The sequence below is a fragment of the Veillonella sp. S13053-19 genome (assembly GCF_002959835.1).
Classification (GTDB): Bacteria; Bacillota; Negativicutes; order Veillonellales; family Veillonellaceae; genus Veillonella; species Veillonella rogosae.
In genome coordinates this window covers 178,441-196,790 of record NZ_PPDA01000007.1, presented here as the reverse complement: position 1 = coordinate 196,790, position 18,350 = coordinate 178,441, and the positions used below count along the sequence as shown (strand labels likewise).

Sequence of the window (18,350 nt, the reverse complement as noted above, 5' to 3'; positions counted from 1 at the left end):
ACTTAATATATTTTATCATTTAAATCGAGATTTGTAGATTACTTTTATTAGATAGGTACCATTCATTATAAGAATAATTCTAATTTAGTCTTTCATTCTAACTATATAAACAACTCCAAAGTGTTTCGGTAAAATAGGTAATTCAATCAGAAATAATGTTATAGTATCTAAAGTATGCTAACCAAAATTAGCAAATAAAAGCCCCTTGTATTGCTTAGCATAAACTAATAGCAATACAAGGGGCTTAGATTAATTTGTCATATTATAAAGGACATACAAATCAATCATCATCCTAGTTATTTTTCATCTCGTTTACGATAAACGATAAACGGACGTGTTAAGTAGTTGAGTGGAGCACTCAAGCAGTGTACCAAACGGCTGAATGGGAAGATGATTGCCACTGCCATCCACGCGAACATGTGGAATTTAAACATAAATGGTACACCTTCCATCAAGGATGGATCCGGCATAAACGCTAATAGGCTGCGGAACCAAGGACCGATGGATACGCGGTAATCAAAGAAACCAGATGCATTGAGCAATGTACCAGCCATACCACTGAAAATGGCTAATGTTAAGAACAAGTATAACCATTTATCAAGGCGAGATGTGTTAACTTTTAACTCAGCTACTGTGAAGCGGCGTTTCATCAAGAGCAAGAAGCCTACGATAAAGATAAGCCCCGCTACAGCGCCCATATATAACGCACCTTGATGGTACATATGGTCATTAATACCAATAGCAGCAGTCCAAGTTTTAGGGATTAATACGCCTACTACGTGACCACCGATAACGCATAGCAAACCAAAGTGGAACAATGGATTGGCAATACGCAATTGTTTTTTCTCTAAAAATTGACTCGATTTTGTAGTCCAGTTTCTTTCAAAATAGAAGAAACGAACCAAGGTACCTACGATTAAGAAGGTGAAAGCGATGTAAGGCAATGCGCCCCAAAGGAATAGATTCATCGTGCACCGTCCTCCAATCCATTTGCAACAGACAAGATAATATCAAACAAGAATGCATAAGGCAATTTAGCCTCAATGAAGCGTTCTCTAATGTATTCCAATTTTGGCTTACAATAGTCGTAAATTTCTTTTGCTTTTTCATCATCGATAACGGCACATAATTCAAGAAGTGCTGGAATATAGTCTGGCATTTCTTTTGGCAAATCATAGTCGTTTTCTAGGAAGAAAGCTTTAAATCTAACGAGTTCTTCTGCTTGTTCCCCTGTACCTTGTAATTCATACGTCGATAAGTACATCGTTGTATTTTGACTAAAATCAAAGGTACGAACATACTGGTCTTCGAATTCCTTTTTATTAGCAGCCTCTACATAGTCAAAGAACTCTAATAAACCTTGGCGAAGTTGAGGATGCCCAACGGATTGGGCGTCCTCTCTCCATTCAGGTAGTTCGTTATACCATTGTTCATCGGGATAGCGTAGAAGAAATGACGCAATAAGAGCGATTTTCTGAGCATCCTTCATTATTGACATCCCCCTGTAGGGCAAGCAAACCCGCGATTATGTTGCATTTCAAGGCGACCTTCGCGAGATACCTTTACATCAGATGGAATAACAAAGCGATCATTGTATTTGGATAATGCCAACAATTTGTACATAGCGTACATTTGATCCTCTGTTAAATCAACTTTATGTTCAATAGGACCGTCACCGGTTTCACGACGGCGCATATATTCACGCATGTCAAGAACACGTTGCAATGTACGAGCTAAGATTTCTGTATTACCTGCTGTAAACAAGTTAGCAAGGTATTGTACAGGTACGCGCATTTCATGTGCATCTGGCAAGTATACATCAGATGTTACACGTTGCAAGATTGGGCTGAGTGGTGGTACATACCAAACCATTGGCAATGTGCGATACTCAGGATGCAATGGTAATGCCACGCCCCACTCTTTTACAAGTTTGTATACAGGAGATTTTTGAGCTGCTTTAATCCATGCTTCGGAGATACCTTCTTCGCGAGCAGCTTTAATAACCTCAGGATCATGAGGATCTAAGATTAACTCAACTGTATTTTCATAAATGTCTTGTTCATTTTTTGTAGCTGCCATTTCTTCTACTTTGTCCATGTCGTAGAATACAACGCCAACATAGCGCATACGACCTACACAAGTTTCAGCACAGATTTGAGGCAAGCCATTTTCCAAGCGTGGGTAACAGAATACGCATTTTTCAGCTTTATTAGTTTCCCAGTTATAGAAGATTTTTTTGTATGGACAAGATGGAACGCAATGTCTCCAACCGCGACATACGTCTTGAGATACGAGAACTACACCATCTTCGTCGCGTTTGTAGATCGCGCCAGATGGACATGCAGCTACGCACGCAGGATTCAAACAGTGGTTACAAAGACGCGGTAAGTAACGCATGAATACTTCTTCGTAGTCAAATACGATATCTTGCCCCATCTTAGTCAAGTTCACATCAGAGCGAGCATGTTGACCGCCAGCCAAATCGTCATCCCAGTTAGGGCCCCAAGTCACTTCCATTTTTTGTTTCGTTACAAGGGAACGAGGGCGAGCTACTGGTTGGTTATTTTTACGACCACCATGAATCAATGTTTCATAGTCATATGTCCAAGGTTCGAAATAATCCTTCAATTCTGGTTGTTCAGGATGGAAGAATAACTTCATCAAACGATTTGTTTTAGAACCTGTAGAAAGAGCTAAATTACCAGAATTATCTAGCGTCCAGCCACCCTTCCATTTTTCTTGGTCTTCCCAATTACGTGGATAGCCTACGCCTGGGCGAGTTTCCACGTTATTAAAGTACATATATTCCGCGCCTTCGCGGTTCGTCCATGTATTTTTACAAGTGATAGAGCATGTATGACAGCCTAAGCACTTATCCAAATTTAGGACCATGGATACTTGAGCTTTAATCTTCAAGCCAATCCACCTCCTTCAATTTACGAGCCACAATTGTCATATCACGTTGGTTACCAGTCGGGCCATAATAGTTAAATCCATAGCTCAATTGACCATAACCGCCGATCATGTGTGTCGGTTTCAGGTGAATATGAGTTGGTGCATTATGTGTACCACCGCGACGATCTTTCTTAACTTGCGTGCCAGGAACGTTAATGTGACGATCTTGGGAGTGGTGCATGTAAGAAATACCACGAGGAATACGAGGGGATACTACTGCACGAGCTGCTACAACACCATTTTTATTGAAAGCTTCTACCCAGTCATTATCTTTAACACCGATTTCTGCTGCATCATCTTCGTTGAGCCAAATTGTTTGACCACCACGGAACAATGTCAACATTTGTTGGCTATCGAAGTACATACTATGTGTAGACCACTTATTATGTGGTGTTAAGTATTTCAATGTAATTTCTGGAATGCCTTCTTGTTTGTAATCACCTTGTACTGGTTTGTAGGACAATACAGGTTTATACAATGCCATAGCTTCACCGTAATCGCGCATCATTTCATGGTCACAATAGAAGGATTGACGACCTGTTACGGTACGGAATGGTACTTTATCCTCTGTAGATGTAGTAAATGGAGAATAACGACGGTTTTTATCGTTTTTACCAGTACTTGTTACAGAGCTAATGATAAAGCGTGGTTGGCGAACCATGTCATCAAAGGTAATTTTTTCTTGTTCACGACCTTTTGCGTTCTTTTCAAGATCAGAAAGACCAGTTTTTTCTTCCATTGCCTTCCAAGAACGAACAGCCAATTTACCATTTGTACAAGAAGACAATGTCAATACAGCATTACAAGCTTCTTTACATTCGTAAATGCTTGGACGGCCATGAGAAATGAATTCTGGATTATCGATTGTACCATTTTGTGCGTACAATGTTTGATATTCATCAGATACATCCCAAGCCAAGCCATGAGCACCCATTTTGTTTTCGATGTTAGGTCCCAAAGCAATGAATTTTTCAAAGATTTGGCTATAGTTGCGTTTTACATGAACGAGGTTAGGCATTGTTTTACCAGGAATTGGTTCACATTCGCCTTTGCTCCAGTCGAGAACCTTACCTTCTGGTTGAGCCACTTCACCTGGGCTGTCATGACCAAGAGGCAATGCTACGATATCTTCGTATTCTGTGAAGCCAGACTCTTTTGCTACGCGAGATACTGTTTCTGCAAGGGTACGGAATGTATCCCAGTCAGATTTAGTTTCCCATGCGCAATCAACAGCAGCCTGGAATACGTGTACATATGGATGCATGTCTGTAGAGGACAAGTCTTCTTTTTCATACCATGTAGCCGCTGGGAATACGATATCAGAGTACAAGCCTGTAGATGCCATACGGAAATCGATATCGATGAGAAGGTCTAGTTTACCTGCTGCATCAGCTTCACGCCATTTAATTTCTTCTGGACGTGTAGGCGCATCATCATCTTCCAATACCGCATTTTTAGTGCCCAATAAATGTTTCAAGAAGTATTCGTGACCTTTAGAAGAGGAACCGATGAGGTTTGCACGCCATACGAATAAGTTGCGTGGATGGTTTTCTTTAGCCGCTGGATCTTCTACGCAGAATTGTAAATCTTTATTTTTCAACGCTTGCGCCACATATTGGTTAATTTCTGCTTCTGTACCAGCACCAGCTGCACGAGCATCATTAATCAATTCTTGGCTGCCTTTATTGAAAGTAGGGTAAGATGGCAACCAACCTAAACGAGCTGCCAATACATTATAGTCACCAGGGTGACGGTAACGAGGCTTAGCTAATTTAGATACGCGGTCTGCCAAGTCGATGCAATCAGAACGGTATTGTTCTGTAGCAAAGTAGAACCAAGATGTACCATTTTGCAAACGAGGAGCTTTACTCCAGTCGTTAGCTGTCATGATACCGCCCCAACCTTCAATAGGACGAAGTTTTTCTTGACCTACGTAGTGAGCCCAGCCACCACCGTTAACACCTTCTGTACCACAGAACATGATAAGGTTCAAGATTGTACGGTAAATCACGTCAGCATGGTACCAGTGGTTGATACCACCGCCCATGATAATCATGGAACGACCTTTAGTTTTTTCTGCATTATCTGCAAATTCACGAGCCGTAGCAATAGCGATGTCTGCTTTTACGCCAGTGATTTTTTCTTGCCATGTAGGTGTGTATGGAGTGTCATCAGTATAAGATTTAGCCACTTCACCGCCGATACCACGGTCGATACCATAGTTAGCAAGAATAAGGTCATATACTGTAGTTACTTTTACAGGACCATCAACAGTTTGTACAGTAATCGTTGGAATAGCACGTTTAATAACACCTTCGTGCTCTTCATCACCAAAGTATGGCAACTTAACAACAGTCACATCTTCACGTTGATCAAATACGGATAAGCGAGGATCGATTTTAGCCCCTGTATCACGGTTTTCAAGACGCAAATTCCATTTTTGTGGATTTGTGTGACGTTCGCCCATTGTACCATTAGGGATAATGATTTCATTTGTAATTTCATCGATCAATACCATTTGGAAGTCAGCGCCTTCCTCTTGGCGACCCAAATCCTTAGCATTCAAGAAGCGGCCTGGTTGTACAGAGCCGTTGATTTCTTCAACGCGTACAAGGAATGGCATATCTGTGAACTCTTTAGCATACTCTTTGAAGTATGGAGTTTCTTTATCGATGTAGTATTCTTTTAAGATTACGTGGCCCATTGCCATAGCAAGAGCCGCATCAGTACCGGCTTTTACATTGAGCCAAGCATCGGAAGAAGTTGTAGATTCCGCATAGTCAGGGGATACGGATACTACTTTAGTACCTTTGTAACGAACCTCTGTTAAGAAGTGAGCGTCTGGCGTACGAGTCAATGGTACGTTAGAACCCCAAGTCATGATGTAACCAGCATTGTACCAGTCACCAGATTCAGGAGTATCAGTTTGTTCACCCCAAACTTGAGGACTAGAAGGTGGTAAATCGGCATACCAGTCATAGAAGGACAATGGTGAACCACCCATTAAGTTAAGGAAACGAGCACCTGCTGCATAGGACAACATGGACATCGCTGGAATTACAGAGAAGCCAGCGTTGCGGTCAGGGCCGTATGTTTTTGCAGTATATAATAAGGATGCGGCAGTAATTTCTGTCGCTTCATCCCATGTGGAGCGCACAAAGCCACCCATACCACGGGCAGATTTGTATTTCTTCGCTTTTTCAGGATCTTCTACGATAGATTTCCAAGCTTCGATTGGGTTCTTAGCATGCTTTTTAGCTTCTCTCCAAAGCTCAGCCAATTCGCCGCGCACATATGGATATTTTACGCGCAATGGGCTATAAAGATACCAAGAGAATGTTGCACCACGAGGGCACCCACGTGGTTCGTAATCCGGCATATCATCTGGTGTTTCAGGGTAATCAGTAGCCTGATTTTCCCACGCTACAACACCATTCTTAACGTAGATATTCCAGCTACAAGAACCAGTACAGTTTACGCCATGCGTTGTGCGGACAACTTTATCGTAAGACCAACGGTCACGATAAAAATTTTCCCACTCGCGACCGCCATCTTCAGTTATTTGATGGCCGCTTGGAGATACGTTCTTCTTGCGAAGAAACTTAAACTTTTGAGACAACAAGCTCATCTCGTGTCCTCCTTCAAAACTACAAAAAAATCCCTTGTGCCAGCTGAGCTAACACAAGGGAGAAAATCCTGTTATTCGATATTACTAATATTAGGGTCTATATTATCAACCTCTAAATCAAGTAATCCGATTAAAGCATCAAAATCACAGATTACTAGATGGTGTTTGTCATAGGCTACATAGCCCAACTTACGCAACTCACTTAGCATGCGATTTAAACTTTCTCTTGATGTGGCAGCAAATTCAGCCAACTCTTGATTTGTTAGGGCGATATCGATAAAGATACCATCCTCGCGCTCTACACCATAACTATTGGCTAAGCGCAACAAGGTAGAATAAAATGCTCCTTTCTTGCCATATAGTAGCAAGTCTCGGTATTTTGCCTGTTGACGACGCATATGTAATGTGTAGATTTGCATCATCGCAATAGCCAATGAATGATCTTTTGCAATAGCTGGCTCTAACACATCATAGCGAATGGAATAAACAGAGCAATCCTCCCGAGCGATGGCGTTGAACACATAAGTTCTTGTGTTCTCCTCATACAACGGAACCTCACCAATTACATTATTCGGACCTACTAGACGCAACGCAAAAATGTGCCCACTAGATTCGAATTTCTTAATGCTCATTCTACCTTTTAACACTACGTAAAAGTGTTCTGCCTTGTCCCCCTCGTGGAAGAGAAAATCACCTTTTTTAAGATGGAGTTCCTCGCCCGGCAAAGCAAGTAATTGGTTAATTAAATTTTTATCCATACCTTCACCACTCCATTGTACTTTTAAAATAAAATCCATTAGTTATACTAATCTATTTATAGTAAAAGCACATGTATTATATACTTTTTTGTATATATAAGATTATTATAACTTATTAATTTCAGAATATGTGTGTTTTATGTCACATTCACAAAAAAATTTACAATATATAATATATTTGTGATATAAGACATTGCAAATTTTGTTGATACAATAATTATAACTCAGTTCTCTAAGTAATTCGAATATTTTCTATAGAAATCCTATAAATTGCAATATTCATATACATTGACTGATAATTGTATCCTCCATGTCTTCATTGCATGTATAGTTTTTCAGTAAGGAGAAGTTCAAAATGAGCGAACTAAAAATGCCTCAAGTAGGGGCAAGCCGTAGCGAAATTGTGGCTAATTGGCAACCAGAAAATCCAGAATTTTGGGAAAAGTTTGGTAAAAAAATTGCTAAACAAAACTTGGTTATATCCACAATCGCATTAACCCTTTCATTCTGTGTATGGTACTTGTGGGCAACCATTGCAGCGCAACTCAACGGCGCAGGCTTTAATTTCACAACCGATCAATTATTTACATTAGCCGCATTACCAGGTCTTGTAGGTGCTACATTACGTTTTGTATATACCTACATGCCAGCCTTAATCGGTGGTAAAAACTGGACATTTATTTCCACACTTATTCTATTAGTTCCTGTTGTATGGCTCGGCTTTGCCGTTCAAGATACAACAACTTCTTATACGACATTCATGATCTTAACTGCCCTCATCGGTTTAGCGGGTGGCAACTTCTCGTCCTCCATGGCGTACATTGGCAACTTCTTCCCTAAATCCGAAAAAGGTACTGCTCTTGGTATCAACGGCGGTGTTGGTAACCTTGGTATTTCTGTAATCTACTTCTTGGCTCCATTCGCTATGGGTTCTGCTGCATTAGGTAGCGTATTTGGTGTAACACCAGCTATCATCAAAGGTAACGCAGTATACCTTGCCAATGCGGCTTTCATGTGGATTGTACCACTTGTTGTTATCCTTGCACTTATGACACGTTTCATGGATAACTTGCCACTAGAAAAACCAAATCCTAAGAACCTTGTTCAAATCTTTGGGAACAAACATACTTGGGCACTTACATTGCTATACACTTGTTCCTTCGGTGCTTTCTCTGGTTATGCGGCAGCACTTGGCTTATTAGTAGGTAAAGAATTCCCAGAAGTACCATTTGCTTCTATCGCATTCGTAGGTCCACTTGTATCAGGTGCACTTCGCCCTGTAGGTGGTTGGTTAGCAGACAAAATTAACAGCGGTACAAAAGTTACCTTTGTAAGCCTTCTCGGTCTATGTGCAACAACAGCGCTAATTGCAGTTGGCGTAGATATGCACAACTTCCCATTCTTCTTTGCTATGTCCGTGTTGACATTCGTATGCTGTGGTTTCGCAACAGGTGCAACATTCCGTATGATTCCACACGTATTTGGCAATCCGCTATTATCCTCTTTAATCACTGGCTTCGTAGCTGCTGTAGCTGCATACGGCGCCTTCATTACACCTAAGATCTTCGGTTTCACATATACTACATTCGGTAGTATCTACCCAGCTTTCGTTGCATTACTTGTATTCAACCTGGTAACAGTAGCTGTGTGCTACTGGTTCTATGTGCGTAAAGCAGCAAACATGAACGTATAATTTTCTGGAAACAGAAAATTTACGTTCACTCCACAGTACAACAAAATATAATTCACGTTTCTAAACTAAGTGATAAAAGAGAACCCCGCATCTCTCCTCCATACGAATCAGGTCTGCGGCCTAGGGCCTTGACCTCGTAAGTCGGATCGATGCGGGGTTCTCTTTTATGGAAATATAGTTATAAGTACAGTACTCATACATCGTGAATTATATTTTACGCAGTACAAGTTCAATACGAACAGCAAATTTTCTATAAAAAATTATAGCCTTCATATTAAGGGAAGAAAAAGGGACTGCTAAGCAGTCCCCTTTTTTATCCAAAGATTTCTTCTAGTAGTGCATCGTCGATGATGGTACCAACATAGAAGTCGCTGAAGATGCCGTATCTTGCGCTGGCTTCTTCGAAGCGCATATCGTATACGATTTTTTTGAATTGGATGTCGTCGTTACTGAAGATAGTAATGCCCCATTCCCAGTCGTCTAAACCAACGCCACCTGTAGTGTATTCAGACAGCACGTCTAGGTATGTTTTACCAAGTTCACCGTGAGAGCGCATCAACGCACCGCGTTCTTGTTGTGGTAACATAAACCAGTTATCTGCACCATCACGTTTTTTAGTCATGTTATAGAAGCAGATATATTTATCGCGAGGTACATGAGGGTATAGTTTTTTATTAACTTCCTCTGTATCAAGTTTAGCCTTAACATAGGCACTTACTTCTGTTACAGATGTATAAGAGTAAGTTTGTACCAATACGCTAGCAATTGCAAGGCGACGGAACTTGCGTTCTACTTGTGCCAAGTATTCAAGGGATGGACCAAGAATCCATAGGATCAAATCCCCTTTTGCACCATTACAATCATAGAATGCATAGCTACCTTCTTTAGCTTGATGTGTAGCTTCAAGGTCTGCTAAAAATGCTTTTAATTCGTTGCGCGCTGCTGCTTTTTCATCAGCTGTAAAACAGTTCCATGCGCTAAAATCCATGGCAAATACCATGTGTTGGCTATGCCAACCTTCTACTGTAGGGATTGCTTTTCCCATTATGATCACTCCTATCTATGGTGATTCTATTAAAATGATATAGTTTTATTACAATAGGAATCGAAAAGACTCCATATACTATTATAGCATATGGAGTCTTTTCAAGTTAGTTTTCGATTTCACTTCTCATTTACAAGCTTTTGCACTAATTCTTTTGCTTGTTTTACGCCGTCAGGAATACCGATGCCATCAAATGGCGTGCCGATGAGGTGTAAATTTGGATAGTTTGCAGCTACATGTTCACGTACAGCCTTGATACCTGCACGATGCCCTACATTATATTGCGGCATGCAGTGAATGAGGCGATTGATGCGTACCCATTCAGGTTTAGCAGAGAAACGCATAATGTGTTGAATTTCTTCGACTGCTAATTCTGAAAGTTCTTCATCACTATATTGTTCTACCACATCATTGCCTGGCTTACCGATAAAGACGCGCAATACCACTTTATCATCAGGCGTTGTTTGCGGCCATTTTTGATTTAGAATGGTGCACGCTGTAAGCGGTGTGTCTGTCTTACGAGTAATCAACAGTCCAGAGCCCTTTAAGTCGCCATCAAAGGTACTTTTATCAAAGGCCATAATAGCAATCGCACAGCTTGATTGCTCCATAGAACGCAAGAAATCAAAACCCGGGTCATCCTTAAACCATTGCGTATATGTGGCAGGCGGTGTCGCGATAATCACATGATCCGCCATAGCAGGAGCTTTATCAAGGAGTACCTCTATAGCTGAATCTGTAGTAGAATCACTAGCTTCTACACTGTTCTCAGCATTAATAGACGCAGTTCTAATAGATTTAGAATGAGACTGACAGCCACAAGCATCGTTTCCAGAGTTCTCCACATCAATAGCATACATACCTTCAACATATCGAATATTAGAAACTAGTGTCCCTGTATGCAAGTGCACATTACTAGGCATAACATCAACAATAGCGGTAATCACGCTTTCAAGACCACCTGTTAACTGGCGGAACATACCAGATTGAGCAGCAGTCCCCTTACGACTTGCCATATCCGCTTGAGCCTTAGTGGACTTTGCTTCATGGCTTTCAAATTGACGGTCTGTCATGATACCTTTACCAGCACGTGGCATATCGCCTTCTGCTACGGCACCTTTGGCAGCCTTAGAGACGCCCGCCTTTGAGTGTCCCATCTTAGCCGCCATCATCCCTTTTACCATGTTCCCATATTTTTGTTCTACTTGAATAAAATGAGGGAATGTAGACAATAGGCTGATTTTATAGATATCACCACCATAGATACCAGCTAATAGTGGTTCGATAAGCTTATCCATCATTTCTTGACCTAAATGGTATTGAAAGAAATGACCAATAGACACATCACCATTTTCATCGAGCTCATAAGGCTTTTTAAAATAATCTAAGCCAGCACGCAATTTGCCAGACCAAGAAATGAGCGTTGCTTTCACAAAAGGCATCATTTCCGTAGGGATGCCCATGATAGAGCCTCCAGGGATCGGATGAATTGAGCCCTCATCATATACAAAGGCTTGCCCCGTCTCATTAGATACAAGGGTATCACCTAAACCTAAATCGTGTACTAGATCTGTCATTTCAGTTTTACGGCCCAAATAAGAATCTGGACCGAGTTCTACAACGAAATCATCAACTCGTTGTGTTTGTATTTTCCCACCAAATCGTGGTGCTTGTTCGTAAAGAGTGATATTCCACTCTGGCTTAGCATGACCTAGATAATAAGCCGCTGTTAGCCCTGTTAGGCCACCGCCCACAATTGTTACGTTCACGAATGAATCCTTTCTACTATTGCACTCGCCATGGCTTGTAAGAATGTTTCATTACAATTCGGCATCTGTGCCCGCAAATACATTGCGCCCCCATTTTCAACAAGCTCTTTACACTCTACATCATTATCGTATAGGACCTCAACATGATTACTTACAAAGCCAAAAGGCACGAAAGCAATATGCGCGGCACCAGTCTGTAAAGCTTGGTCGATAGCCTCTTCCACTGTAGGGCCTAACCATTGACCGTGAGGAGCCGCACTCTGCCACGCCACTGTCCACTTAGATAACTTACAATGCTCTGCAATCTCTTTGGCACTTTCATGTAAGGCGAATGCATAAGAATCACCGCCGTGATTATCGATAAGAGGTATGCTATGAGCGCTAAAAATAACGAATATATCTTCAGTCGCATTCACACAATCTGCGACTGCTTGTTTCCAGTATTCTGTAAAAGCCGGTTGGTCCCACCAAGAACGAATAAAATCGAATGTTACAGCCCCATGCTTACCAATGGCTGCTTGCACTTGTTTTTCATAGGCACCAGTACCAAGAGATGTAAAAAACGGAGCCGTCACAATAGCGATAATATGCTCCACCCCTTGGAGGGCTAAAGAGTCTACCGCCTCAGCAATAGATGGTTTCATGTGTAAATAACCAACAGCTGATGGCATAGTTGGCAATAAAGTCATCAACGTTTTATATTGATTCTCTGCCATCTTCTGCAACTCTATATTAGACCATTGATCTATCACGTCATAGCGACGAGTAAGATTTGCAATCTCGCCTTCTGTGGGCACGCGGCCATGACGAATACTCGTCATATACGGCACCAAATCCTCCTTACTCGAAGGGCTTCCATAGGATAGAAATAATAATCCTTTTTTCTCTACTTTCACCAGCTTAACCCTCTTGAGCCCATAGCTCACGACTACGTTCATGGACATAGTCCGTTAGCCAATGGAGTTTTTTAGGATCTGCCTCTGGGAATACACCATGCCCTAAGTTGAAGATATGGCGACCATAACGAATGCCTTCGAGCAAGATACGGTCCACTTCGCGAGCCAATGTTTTTTCATCTCCGAATAGATATGCTGGGTCAAGGTTACCTTGTACCGTTTGTGTTACGCCACGTTCGTTCGCCATAACGATAGAGCTACGCCAATCTAGAGCGATAACATCAAGGGGCAAATGAGACCAAATAGATACTAAATGGTCTGTACCAACACCATTCATAGCCATAGGCAAATGAGGGTATTTTGCCTTTACCGTCTTGATAATGCGTTCCATATGAGGGTAAATCCCTTGTTTATATTGATCCGCATTAACAGCACCTACCCAAGAGTCAAAGATTTGCAGCGCATTAGCACCTGCCTCGGCTTGCATGGATAAGTACGCAATAGACATGTCAGCCAATTTTGTCATCAACGCATCCCATACATCGGGTGCACCGATGAGCATGCCGCGAGTTTTATTATAGTTCTTCGTCGGACCCCCTTCGATGAGGTAGGATGCAATCGTAAACGGCGCACCGCAGAAACCAATGAGCGGTACGTCAAGCATGCCAGATGTTAATAACGTAATCGTCTTTGCAATATAGTCGACCTTTGTAGGGTCAAAGGCGTCTAATTTATCTATGTCAGCCATGGAGCGAATAGGCGTGCTGAATACAGGCCCCACGCCAGCTTTCAGCTCTACATTTACATTCATCGCCACCATAGGGCTCATGATGTCCTTATAAAGGATAGCCGCATCAACGCCGTATTCCTTAACAGGTAACTCCGTAACACGAGCACATAATTCAGGTTCTTTTGTAATTTCAAATAAAGTATATTTTTCTTTAATTTTGCGGTATTCCGCTTGGCTACGACCAGCTTGCCGCATATACCACACAGGTGTCACACCAGGGTTCTTCCCTTGGATCATGTCCAAATATGCTGTATTCAAGTGTTCAACCCCTTTCTTTCTAAATGTATCCTAACACAGTTACATAACTAAAACAGTTATTTAAGTTACAACCTCTTACATGATTTTATTCTTTACTAGTCCCTGTGAAAGCGAAAAGCCTCCACAGGGATTTTAAGTTAATTGCGACTTAATCTATGCCGATCAATACCAGTAATAGATTGAGCCATATCATATACAGTACGTTGGCAAGTAAATAACCAGATTTGTTGGTTCTTACCAATTTCAGCCAATAGTTCCAAAGCACTACGTTGACGGTTTTCGTCAAAACGCACAAGGATATCGTCTAAGATAATCGGCAAGGACTCGACTTGGTATGAGAATACCTTTGCCAGTGCCAAGCGCAACGCTAGGTATACTTGGTCAGCTAAGCCGCTAGACCAGAACTTAAGCTCTAATCGCTCTCCATTACCGTTAACAAGAGCAACCCCTTCGTTGATACCGAGGATATCAAAGGTATAGATACCACCAGTCAAACGTTCTATATAAGAGGATGCCAGTTCAAGCATATGAGGCTGTTTCTCTTGCTCGTAAGATTGTTGTGCTTTATCCATGCAGTGGCTCATCAAAACTTGTGTAGCCCAGTCTTCCAAGGCAGCCTCTAATTCGCTTTGAAGAGCTTCGCGCTCTTGCAACATTTGCTGTTGCTCTTGGTCAGACCCAAGAGCGCGCATAGCCTCCACAATTTGACCACGACGCTCGTACAAGGTAGCTAATTTATCTTCGATAGATGCCATCTCCCGTTCGGAATGAGCCAATTCATCGAGCCAATTATCTTTATTACCTTCTCGCAAACGACGGTAGAACAAGTCTTTATTCTCCGCATCAGGTGCTAATAAATCTAGTTGTACCTGACTTTGCTTGTAAATGGTTTGCCACTGTTTATATTGGTCCTCATCAATAAGATGTTGGCGGTACTCGTTAGAGCTTTCCATACCAGCTTTATGGAGTAATTCTTTTTGGCGAAGGAGTAATTCTTTTTCCTTTCGATGCCAATTATCGTATTCGTTGCGGAAGCTTTTGCGTTGTGCTTCCTTTTGTTCCCATACGATTTTATTTTGTTGGAAGTTTTTATATTGGTTGTAAATGCGTTTAAGCTCGGTTGGAGATACAGGCGCCTCTACACCAAGGTTATACCACAAGGTCATCGCTTGGTCTTCGATAACGCGTAACCCTTCTTTATGTTCTGCTAAACGCTTCTCGTAACCTTCAATAGTCCGCAACTGTTCATGGTATTGATCATACTCATGCTTGAGGCCGAAGAAATCATCTTCTGTGAGGCTCTTCGCCGCCCCTTGAGGCAACCAAGACTGCCAAGCCACAAGGGCTTCATCATAAATACCTTGCAATGTATGGCCTTCTTGAATCCATCGATCGAGGTGAGCTGCCCCTTCCAGAGATGGCACAGGGCTAATGACTGGTGTAGCTGCCTTAATCAACGCTTCTAACTGATGTTCTACATCGGATCTACGAGAGGATAAGATTTGTAACTCATAGTTCAATTTAGACACATCGGAGTTACCATTATGAGCTCTCCACGTAGCGTACCAGAATAGCGCCATAGACAGAATCAATAAGATAAAGCCCCCAATAGTATAGAGTACAGATTCAAGAACTAATAATCCTGCTAACACAAGCAATACGCCAATAACAGCACCTATGCCGCTAATGCGTTGTAACCATTTTGGTAAATTCGTCGGTTGAGCATCTGGACCATAACTATCTCGTTTTGCAGTCACTCGATCTATATCCATTAAGATTAGCTCTAACTCACGTTCGAGATGTTCTTTTTTCGCCAACTCTTCTTCGCTATAATTTGGCAAAGAGGCCCCTTCAAGGTTAGCTGTTGGGAGGTCATCAGAAGCCTCTGCAGGCTTACGGTCCTGCCAATGCAACAATTGATCTTTAGCAGTGCGTAGACGACTGGCTAGGCGTTCGCCTTCAAACCAGTTAACATCCTCAGCCATAGGCTCATCATCACGCCACGCAGAATACATCTTGCGAGAGTATTCTAGTTGCTCTCGTACCTTATGGATATACGCATCCCCTTCTTCGCACTCTCGACGCAATTGCTCCCACTTAGCACCTTGTTGAATAAGGTCCTCAATATCTTGACCATAGGTACCAAACGGACTATCTGGGCTAAAGTTAGCTGGCATCAACGCTGCTTCCTTTTCTTGCCACAGTTGCATATTATCGCGAGCCCGTTTAATTTCCTCATCAATATTCAGGAATTCATCACGGCTCAAGGCAAGCTCACTGTTGTACTGCTGCATGTGCATACGTGCCTCTTCACTGCGGCGATACGTATCCCAGGCGCGCAATACTACATCTACGCCATCGCGGTATTCCTTCCACTCTTGCAACTGACCTTGTAACTCAGCTTCCGTCTGCTCCGTACTGTGAAAGGCTTTCTGTAACTCCACGTATTGTGCTTCGTGCTCCGCCAATTGACTTAACTTTTGGCGATTTTCCTTCAGCTCATCCATCAACACATTAATACGGCGTTTCCCGTTAGAGGATGCTACGAGCAAATCGGTAGCCCCTTTTTCGACGTCCTTCACGACAGAGCCTAAATGCTCGCCCCCTTCAGCGCCAAAGAAACGAGACCGAACCTCTACCTCTTGCAACACATCAAGGCCTTGCAAGTCTTCTAAGGTTAATGCAAAAATGCGGTTATATGTCTTTTTATCGATACCATGCCACCAATATTGAGCAGGCTCTTCATGGATGGCAGGATTTCCAGGACTGTAAAAGTCTAACTGTTTGCCTTTACGGCCAATATAATAGCTTTCACCATTGCGTTCCACATCGAGAGCGCCAGTCATCGGACCATAGGCCTTATGAGTGCCACCAAATAATAAGGTACGCATCCCTTCGAGCAGCGATGTTTTACCGCTTTCATTAGGGCCATACATGAGCTGAACCCCATTATTACCCGTTGTGAAAGACCAATCACGATACGGGCCAAATTCATCAAATCGTATGCGTTTAATGTTCATCATTTGCTCCCATCAATACCGTAACACCTTCTATTTCACAACGTTTCAAAGCGCGCATTAATAATTCATCGCTCAACAAATCTGCATATACGCCTAACCGTTTAAATTCAGGGCGATCCGCCAAGATTTGACGTGCTGCCTGTACAGCATTGCCCTCCACCATATCATCATAAGCACGCAAATAGTCGCCGACTACATCAGATAATAAACGGCGTTCCGCTAAATTAATACTAAGCCGCGTATTGGAGATAATCCGATAAGGCATTACGAATACAGATTTACTCTTTTCTTCACTTTGAGACTCTTGAAGCCACAAATTGCGCACGCCCTCTTGCGTACATAGGCGATGTAGAGGGCCAGTACCATTGAGAACTATGGATAGCAAAATATTTTTCTTGTGTTGCTTACGCAAGTTCTCTTTTTTATGGCGCAAAATCTCCAATAAATCAGATTCATTTTGCATACCCGCAATATCGATTTTAATTTCCTCAAAGCGAATGGCACTGGTTTCAATAAATCTCGGTTCACAATGACCATTATGGGATACAGAAACTAAATAGCACCCTTTAGGACCTATTTCTTTACGATGTAAGCCTTGAGGATTGCCGGCATATGCAACGAGAGGTTCCTCGCTGAGAATTTGGGATTTATGAATATGTCCTAAAGCCCAATAATCCATTGCGGCCTCAGCTAAATCCGTCAAATTACACGGACCAGTCACATTGTGATTTTCGGCGCCTACACTAGAACCAACAGTGCCATGCATAACGGCAAGAGAAAACTCATCTCGTTCAAACGCACGGTATTGACGCGCATAATTCTCGCCTTCATTACCATGACCACAACTGATACCATATACGCCACCGATTTCAATATTGTTAACGATGAGCGGGAAACGTTGTACTTGTTCACTAGAGAATACATGTACATTATCTGGCATTTGCAATTGCGCCTTCCAGCTTTCAGCAGGATCATGATTACCTTGCACCATATAGACCGGAATGCGATGTTCCGCTAAACGGTACATAGCGCGCACAAAACGCACTTGAGCCTCTAAATTATGGTCTTCGCTATTATAAATATCACCAGCTATAACAACGGCATGAACATGCTCGTCAATAGCAGTGTCAATGATTGTATCAAAGGCTACATAGGTAGCTTCGCTCACGGCACGATCAACGGCGCGGCTAATACCTGTAGCATATTGAAAGGGTGCCCCTAAATGCAGATCACCACAGTGTATAAATCGAAACGGCTGCATCTATATCCACTCCTTGTATTAGTACTTTTTATTATAGTTATATATAGTAATTACAATAGTCTATTATACTACAAAACGTTAAAGATAAGTTAAAAATAGCTATCAATTAGCCCAAAAAAGATATAGTTAAAATAAATTTCTCCTAATTATTAATAAATATAAATTATAGGATAATCACATATTTTTTTCATAAAAAGGAATACAAACTAAATTTATAGCAACCTAGATTTAACTATGTTAACCAATAAATACATTTGGTTGACAATTTATGCACGAA

12 protein-coding genes are annotated in these 18,350 nt (G+C 41.8%); 1 reads left to right on the top strand and 11 read right to left on the bottom strand.

Features of this window, described 5'->3' with window-relative positions; translation table 11 throughout:
• Nucleotides 1-296: 296 nt before the first annotated feature.
• The 5 genes from narI to VEHSUH06_RS02710 all read right to left on the bottom strand — a co-directional run bounded on the left by narI (nucleotide 297) and on the right by VEHSUH06_RS02710 (nucleotide 7,341).
• Nucleotides 297-968 carry a respiratory nitrate reductase subunit gamma gene (narI, locus tag VEHSUH06_RS02730; protein WP_009352101.1) on the bottom strand — a complete coding sequence of 224 codons (672 nt, stop codon included), beginning with the start codon at nucleotides 966-968 and terminating at the stop codon, nucleotides 297-299.
• On the bottom strand, nucleotides 965-1,489 hold the full coding sequence (narJ, locus tag VEHSUH06_RS02725) for a nitrate reductase molybdenum cofactor assembly chaperone (RefSeq protein ID WP_105097677.1): 525 nt from the start codon (nucleotides 1,487-1,489) through the stop codon (nucleotides 965-967). The genes narI and narJ overlap by 4 nt, the downstream gene beginning before the upstream one ends.
• Entirely contained in the window at nucleotides 1,489-2,916 is a 1,428-nt protein-coding gene (narH, locus tag VEHSUH06_RS02720; protein ID WP_105097676.1) for a nitrate reductase subunit beta, read from the bottom strand. Before narH ends, narJ begins: the two co-directional genes overlap by 1 nt.
• On the bottom strand, nucleotides 2,906-6,583 hold the full coding sequence (locus VEHSUH06_RS02715; RefSeq protein ID WP_105097675.1) for a nitrate reductase subunit alpha: 3,678 nt from the start codon (nucleotides 6,581-6,583) through the stop codon (nucleotides 2,906-2,908). Before VEHSUH06_RS02715 ends, narH begins: the two co-directional genes overlap by 11 nt.
• A gap of 71 nt (nucleotides 6,584-6,654) precedes the next feature.
• On the bottom strand, nucleotides 6,655-7,341 hold the full coding sequence (locus VEHSUH06_RS02710) for a Crp/Fnr family transcriptional regulator (protein ID WP_105086443.1): 687 nt from the start codon (nucleotides 7,339-7,341) through the stop codon (nucleotides 6,655-6,657).
• A 355-nt stretch (nucleotides 7,342-7,696) separates the two neighbouring features.
• Between VEHSUH06_RS02710 and VEHSUH06_RS02705 the strand changes: the two genes are divergently transcribed.
• Nucleotides 7,697-9,034 (top strand): MFS transporter, encoded by a 1,338-nt coding sequence (locus VEHSUH06_RS02705; protein WP_105097674.1) that lies wholly within the window; start codon nucleotides 7,697-7,699, stop codon nucleotides 9,032-9,034.
• A gap of 313 nt (nucleotides 9,035-9,347) precedes the next feature.
• Here the strand turns inward: VEHSUH06_RS02705 and hemQ are convergent, their stop codons facing one another.
• From hemQ to VEHSUH06_RS02675, 6 genes are all read right to left on the bottom strand, one after another.
• Entirely contained in the window at nucleotides 9,348-10,079 is a 732-nt protein-coding gene (hemQ, locus tag VEHSUH06_RS02700; RefSeq protein ID WP_105097673.1) for a hydrogen peroxide-dependent heme synthase, read from the bottom strand.
• A 119-nt stretch (nucleotides 10,080-10,198) separates the two neighbouring features.
• The gene (gene hemG / locus VEHSUH06_RS02695) at nucleotides 10,199-11,848 is read right to left on the bottom strand and encodes a protoporphyrinogen oxidase (RefSeq protein WP_105097672.1); all 1,650 of its coding nucleotides are present in this window, start codon (nucleotides 11,846-11,848) and stop codon (nucleotides 10,199-10,201) included.
• Nucleotides 11,845-12,744, bottom strand: a complete 900-nt coding sequence (gene hemH, locus VEHSUH06_RS02690) for a ferrochelatase (RefSeq protein ID WP_105097671.1) — start codon at nucleotides 12,742-12,744, stop codon at nucleotides 11,845-11,847. Before hemH ends, hemG begins: the two co-directional genes overlap by 4 nt.
• A 4-nt stretch (nucleotides 12,745-12,748) precedes the next feature.
• Complete coding sequence (gene hemE / locus VEHSUH06_RS02685) at nucleotides 12,749-13,792, bottom strand: uroporphyrinogen decarboxylase (RefSeq protein WP_105097670.1); 1,044 nt, start codon at nucleotides 13,790-13,792, stop codon at nucleotides 12,749-12,751.
• 137 nt (nucleotides 13,793-13,929) lie between these two features.
• Complete coding sequence (locus tag VEHSUH06_RS02680) at nucleotides 13,930-16,812, bottom strand: AAA family ATPase (RefSeq protein ID WP_105097669.1); 2,883 nt, start codon at nucleotides 16,810-16,812, stop codon at nucleotides 13,930-13,932.
• Nucleotides 16,802-18,073, bottom strand: a complete 1,272-nt coding sequence (locus VEHSUH06_RS02675; RefSeq protein ID WP_105097668.1) for a DNA repair exonuclease — start codon at nucleotides 18,071-18,073, stop codon at nucleotides 16,802-16,804. The genes VEHSUH06_RS02680 and VEHSUH06_RS02675 overlap by 11 nt, the downstream gene beginning before the upstream one ends.
• Nucleotides 18,074-18,350 lie beyond the last annotated feature (277 nt).

Coding starts and splice junctions, on each gene's coding strand:
- VEHSUH06_RS02675 (WP_105097668.1), bottom strand. CDS start 18,073: ATGCAGCCGTTTCGATTTATACACTGTGGTGATCTGCATTTAGGGGCA.
- VEHSUH06_RS02680 (WP_105097669.1), bottom strand. CDS start 16,812: ATGAACATTAAACGCATACGATTTGATGAATTTGGCCCGTATCGTGAT.
- narJ (WP_105097677.1), bottom strand. CDS start 1,489: ATGAAGGATGCTCAGAAAATCGCTCTTATTGCGTCATTTCTTCTACGC.
- hemQ (WP_105097673.1), bottom strand. CDS start 10,079: ATGGGAAAAGCAATCCCTACAGTAGAAGGTTGGCATAGCCAACACATG.
- narI (WP_009352101.1), bottom strand. CDS start 968: ATGAATCTATTCCTTTGGGGCGCATTGCCTTACATCGCTTTCACCTTC.
- VEHSUH06_RS02715 (WP_105097675.1), bottom strand. CDS start 6,583: ATGAGCTTGTTGTCTCAAAAGTTTAAGTTTCTTCGCAAGAAGAACGTA.
- VEHSUH06_RS02710 (WP_105086443.1), bottom strand. CDS start 7,341: ATGGATAAAAATTTAATTAACCAATTACTTGCTTTGCCGGGCGAGGAA.
- VEHSUH06_RS02705 (WP_105097674.1), top strand. CDS start 7,697: ATGAGCGAACTAAAAATGCCTCAAGTAGGGGCAAGCCGTAGCGAAATT.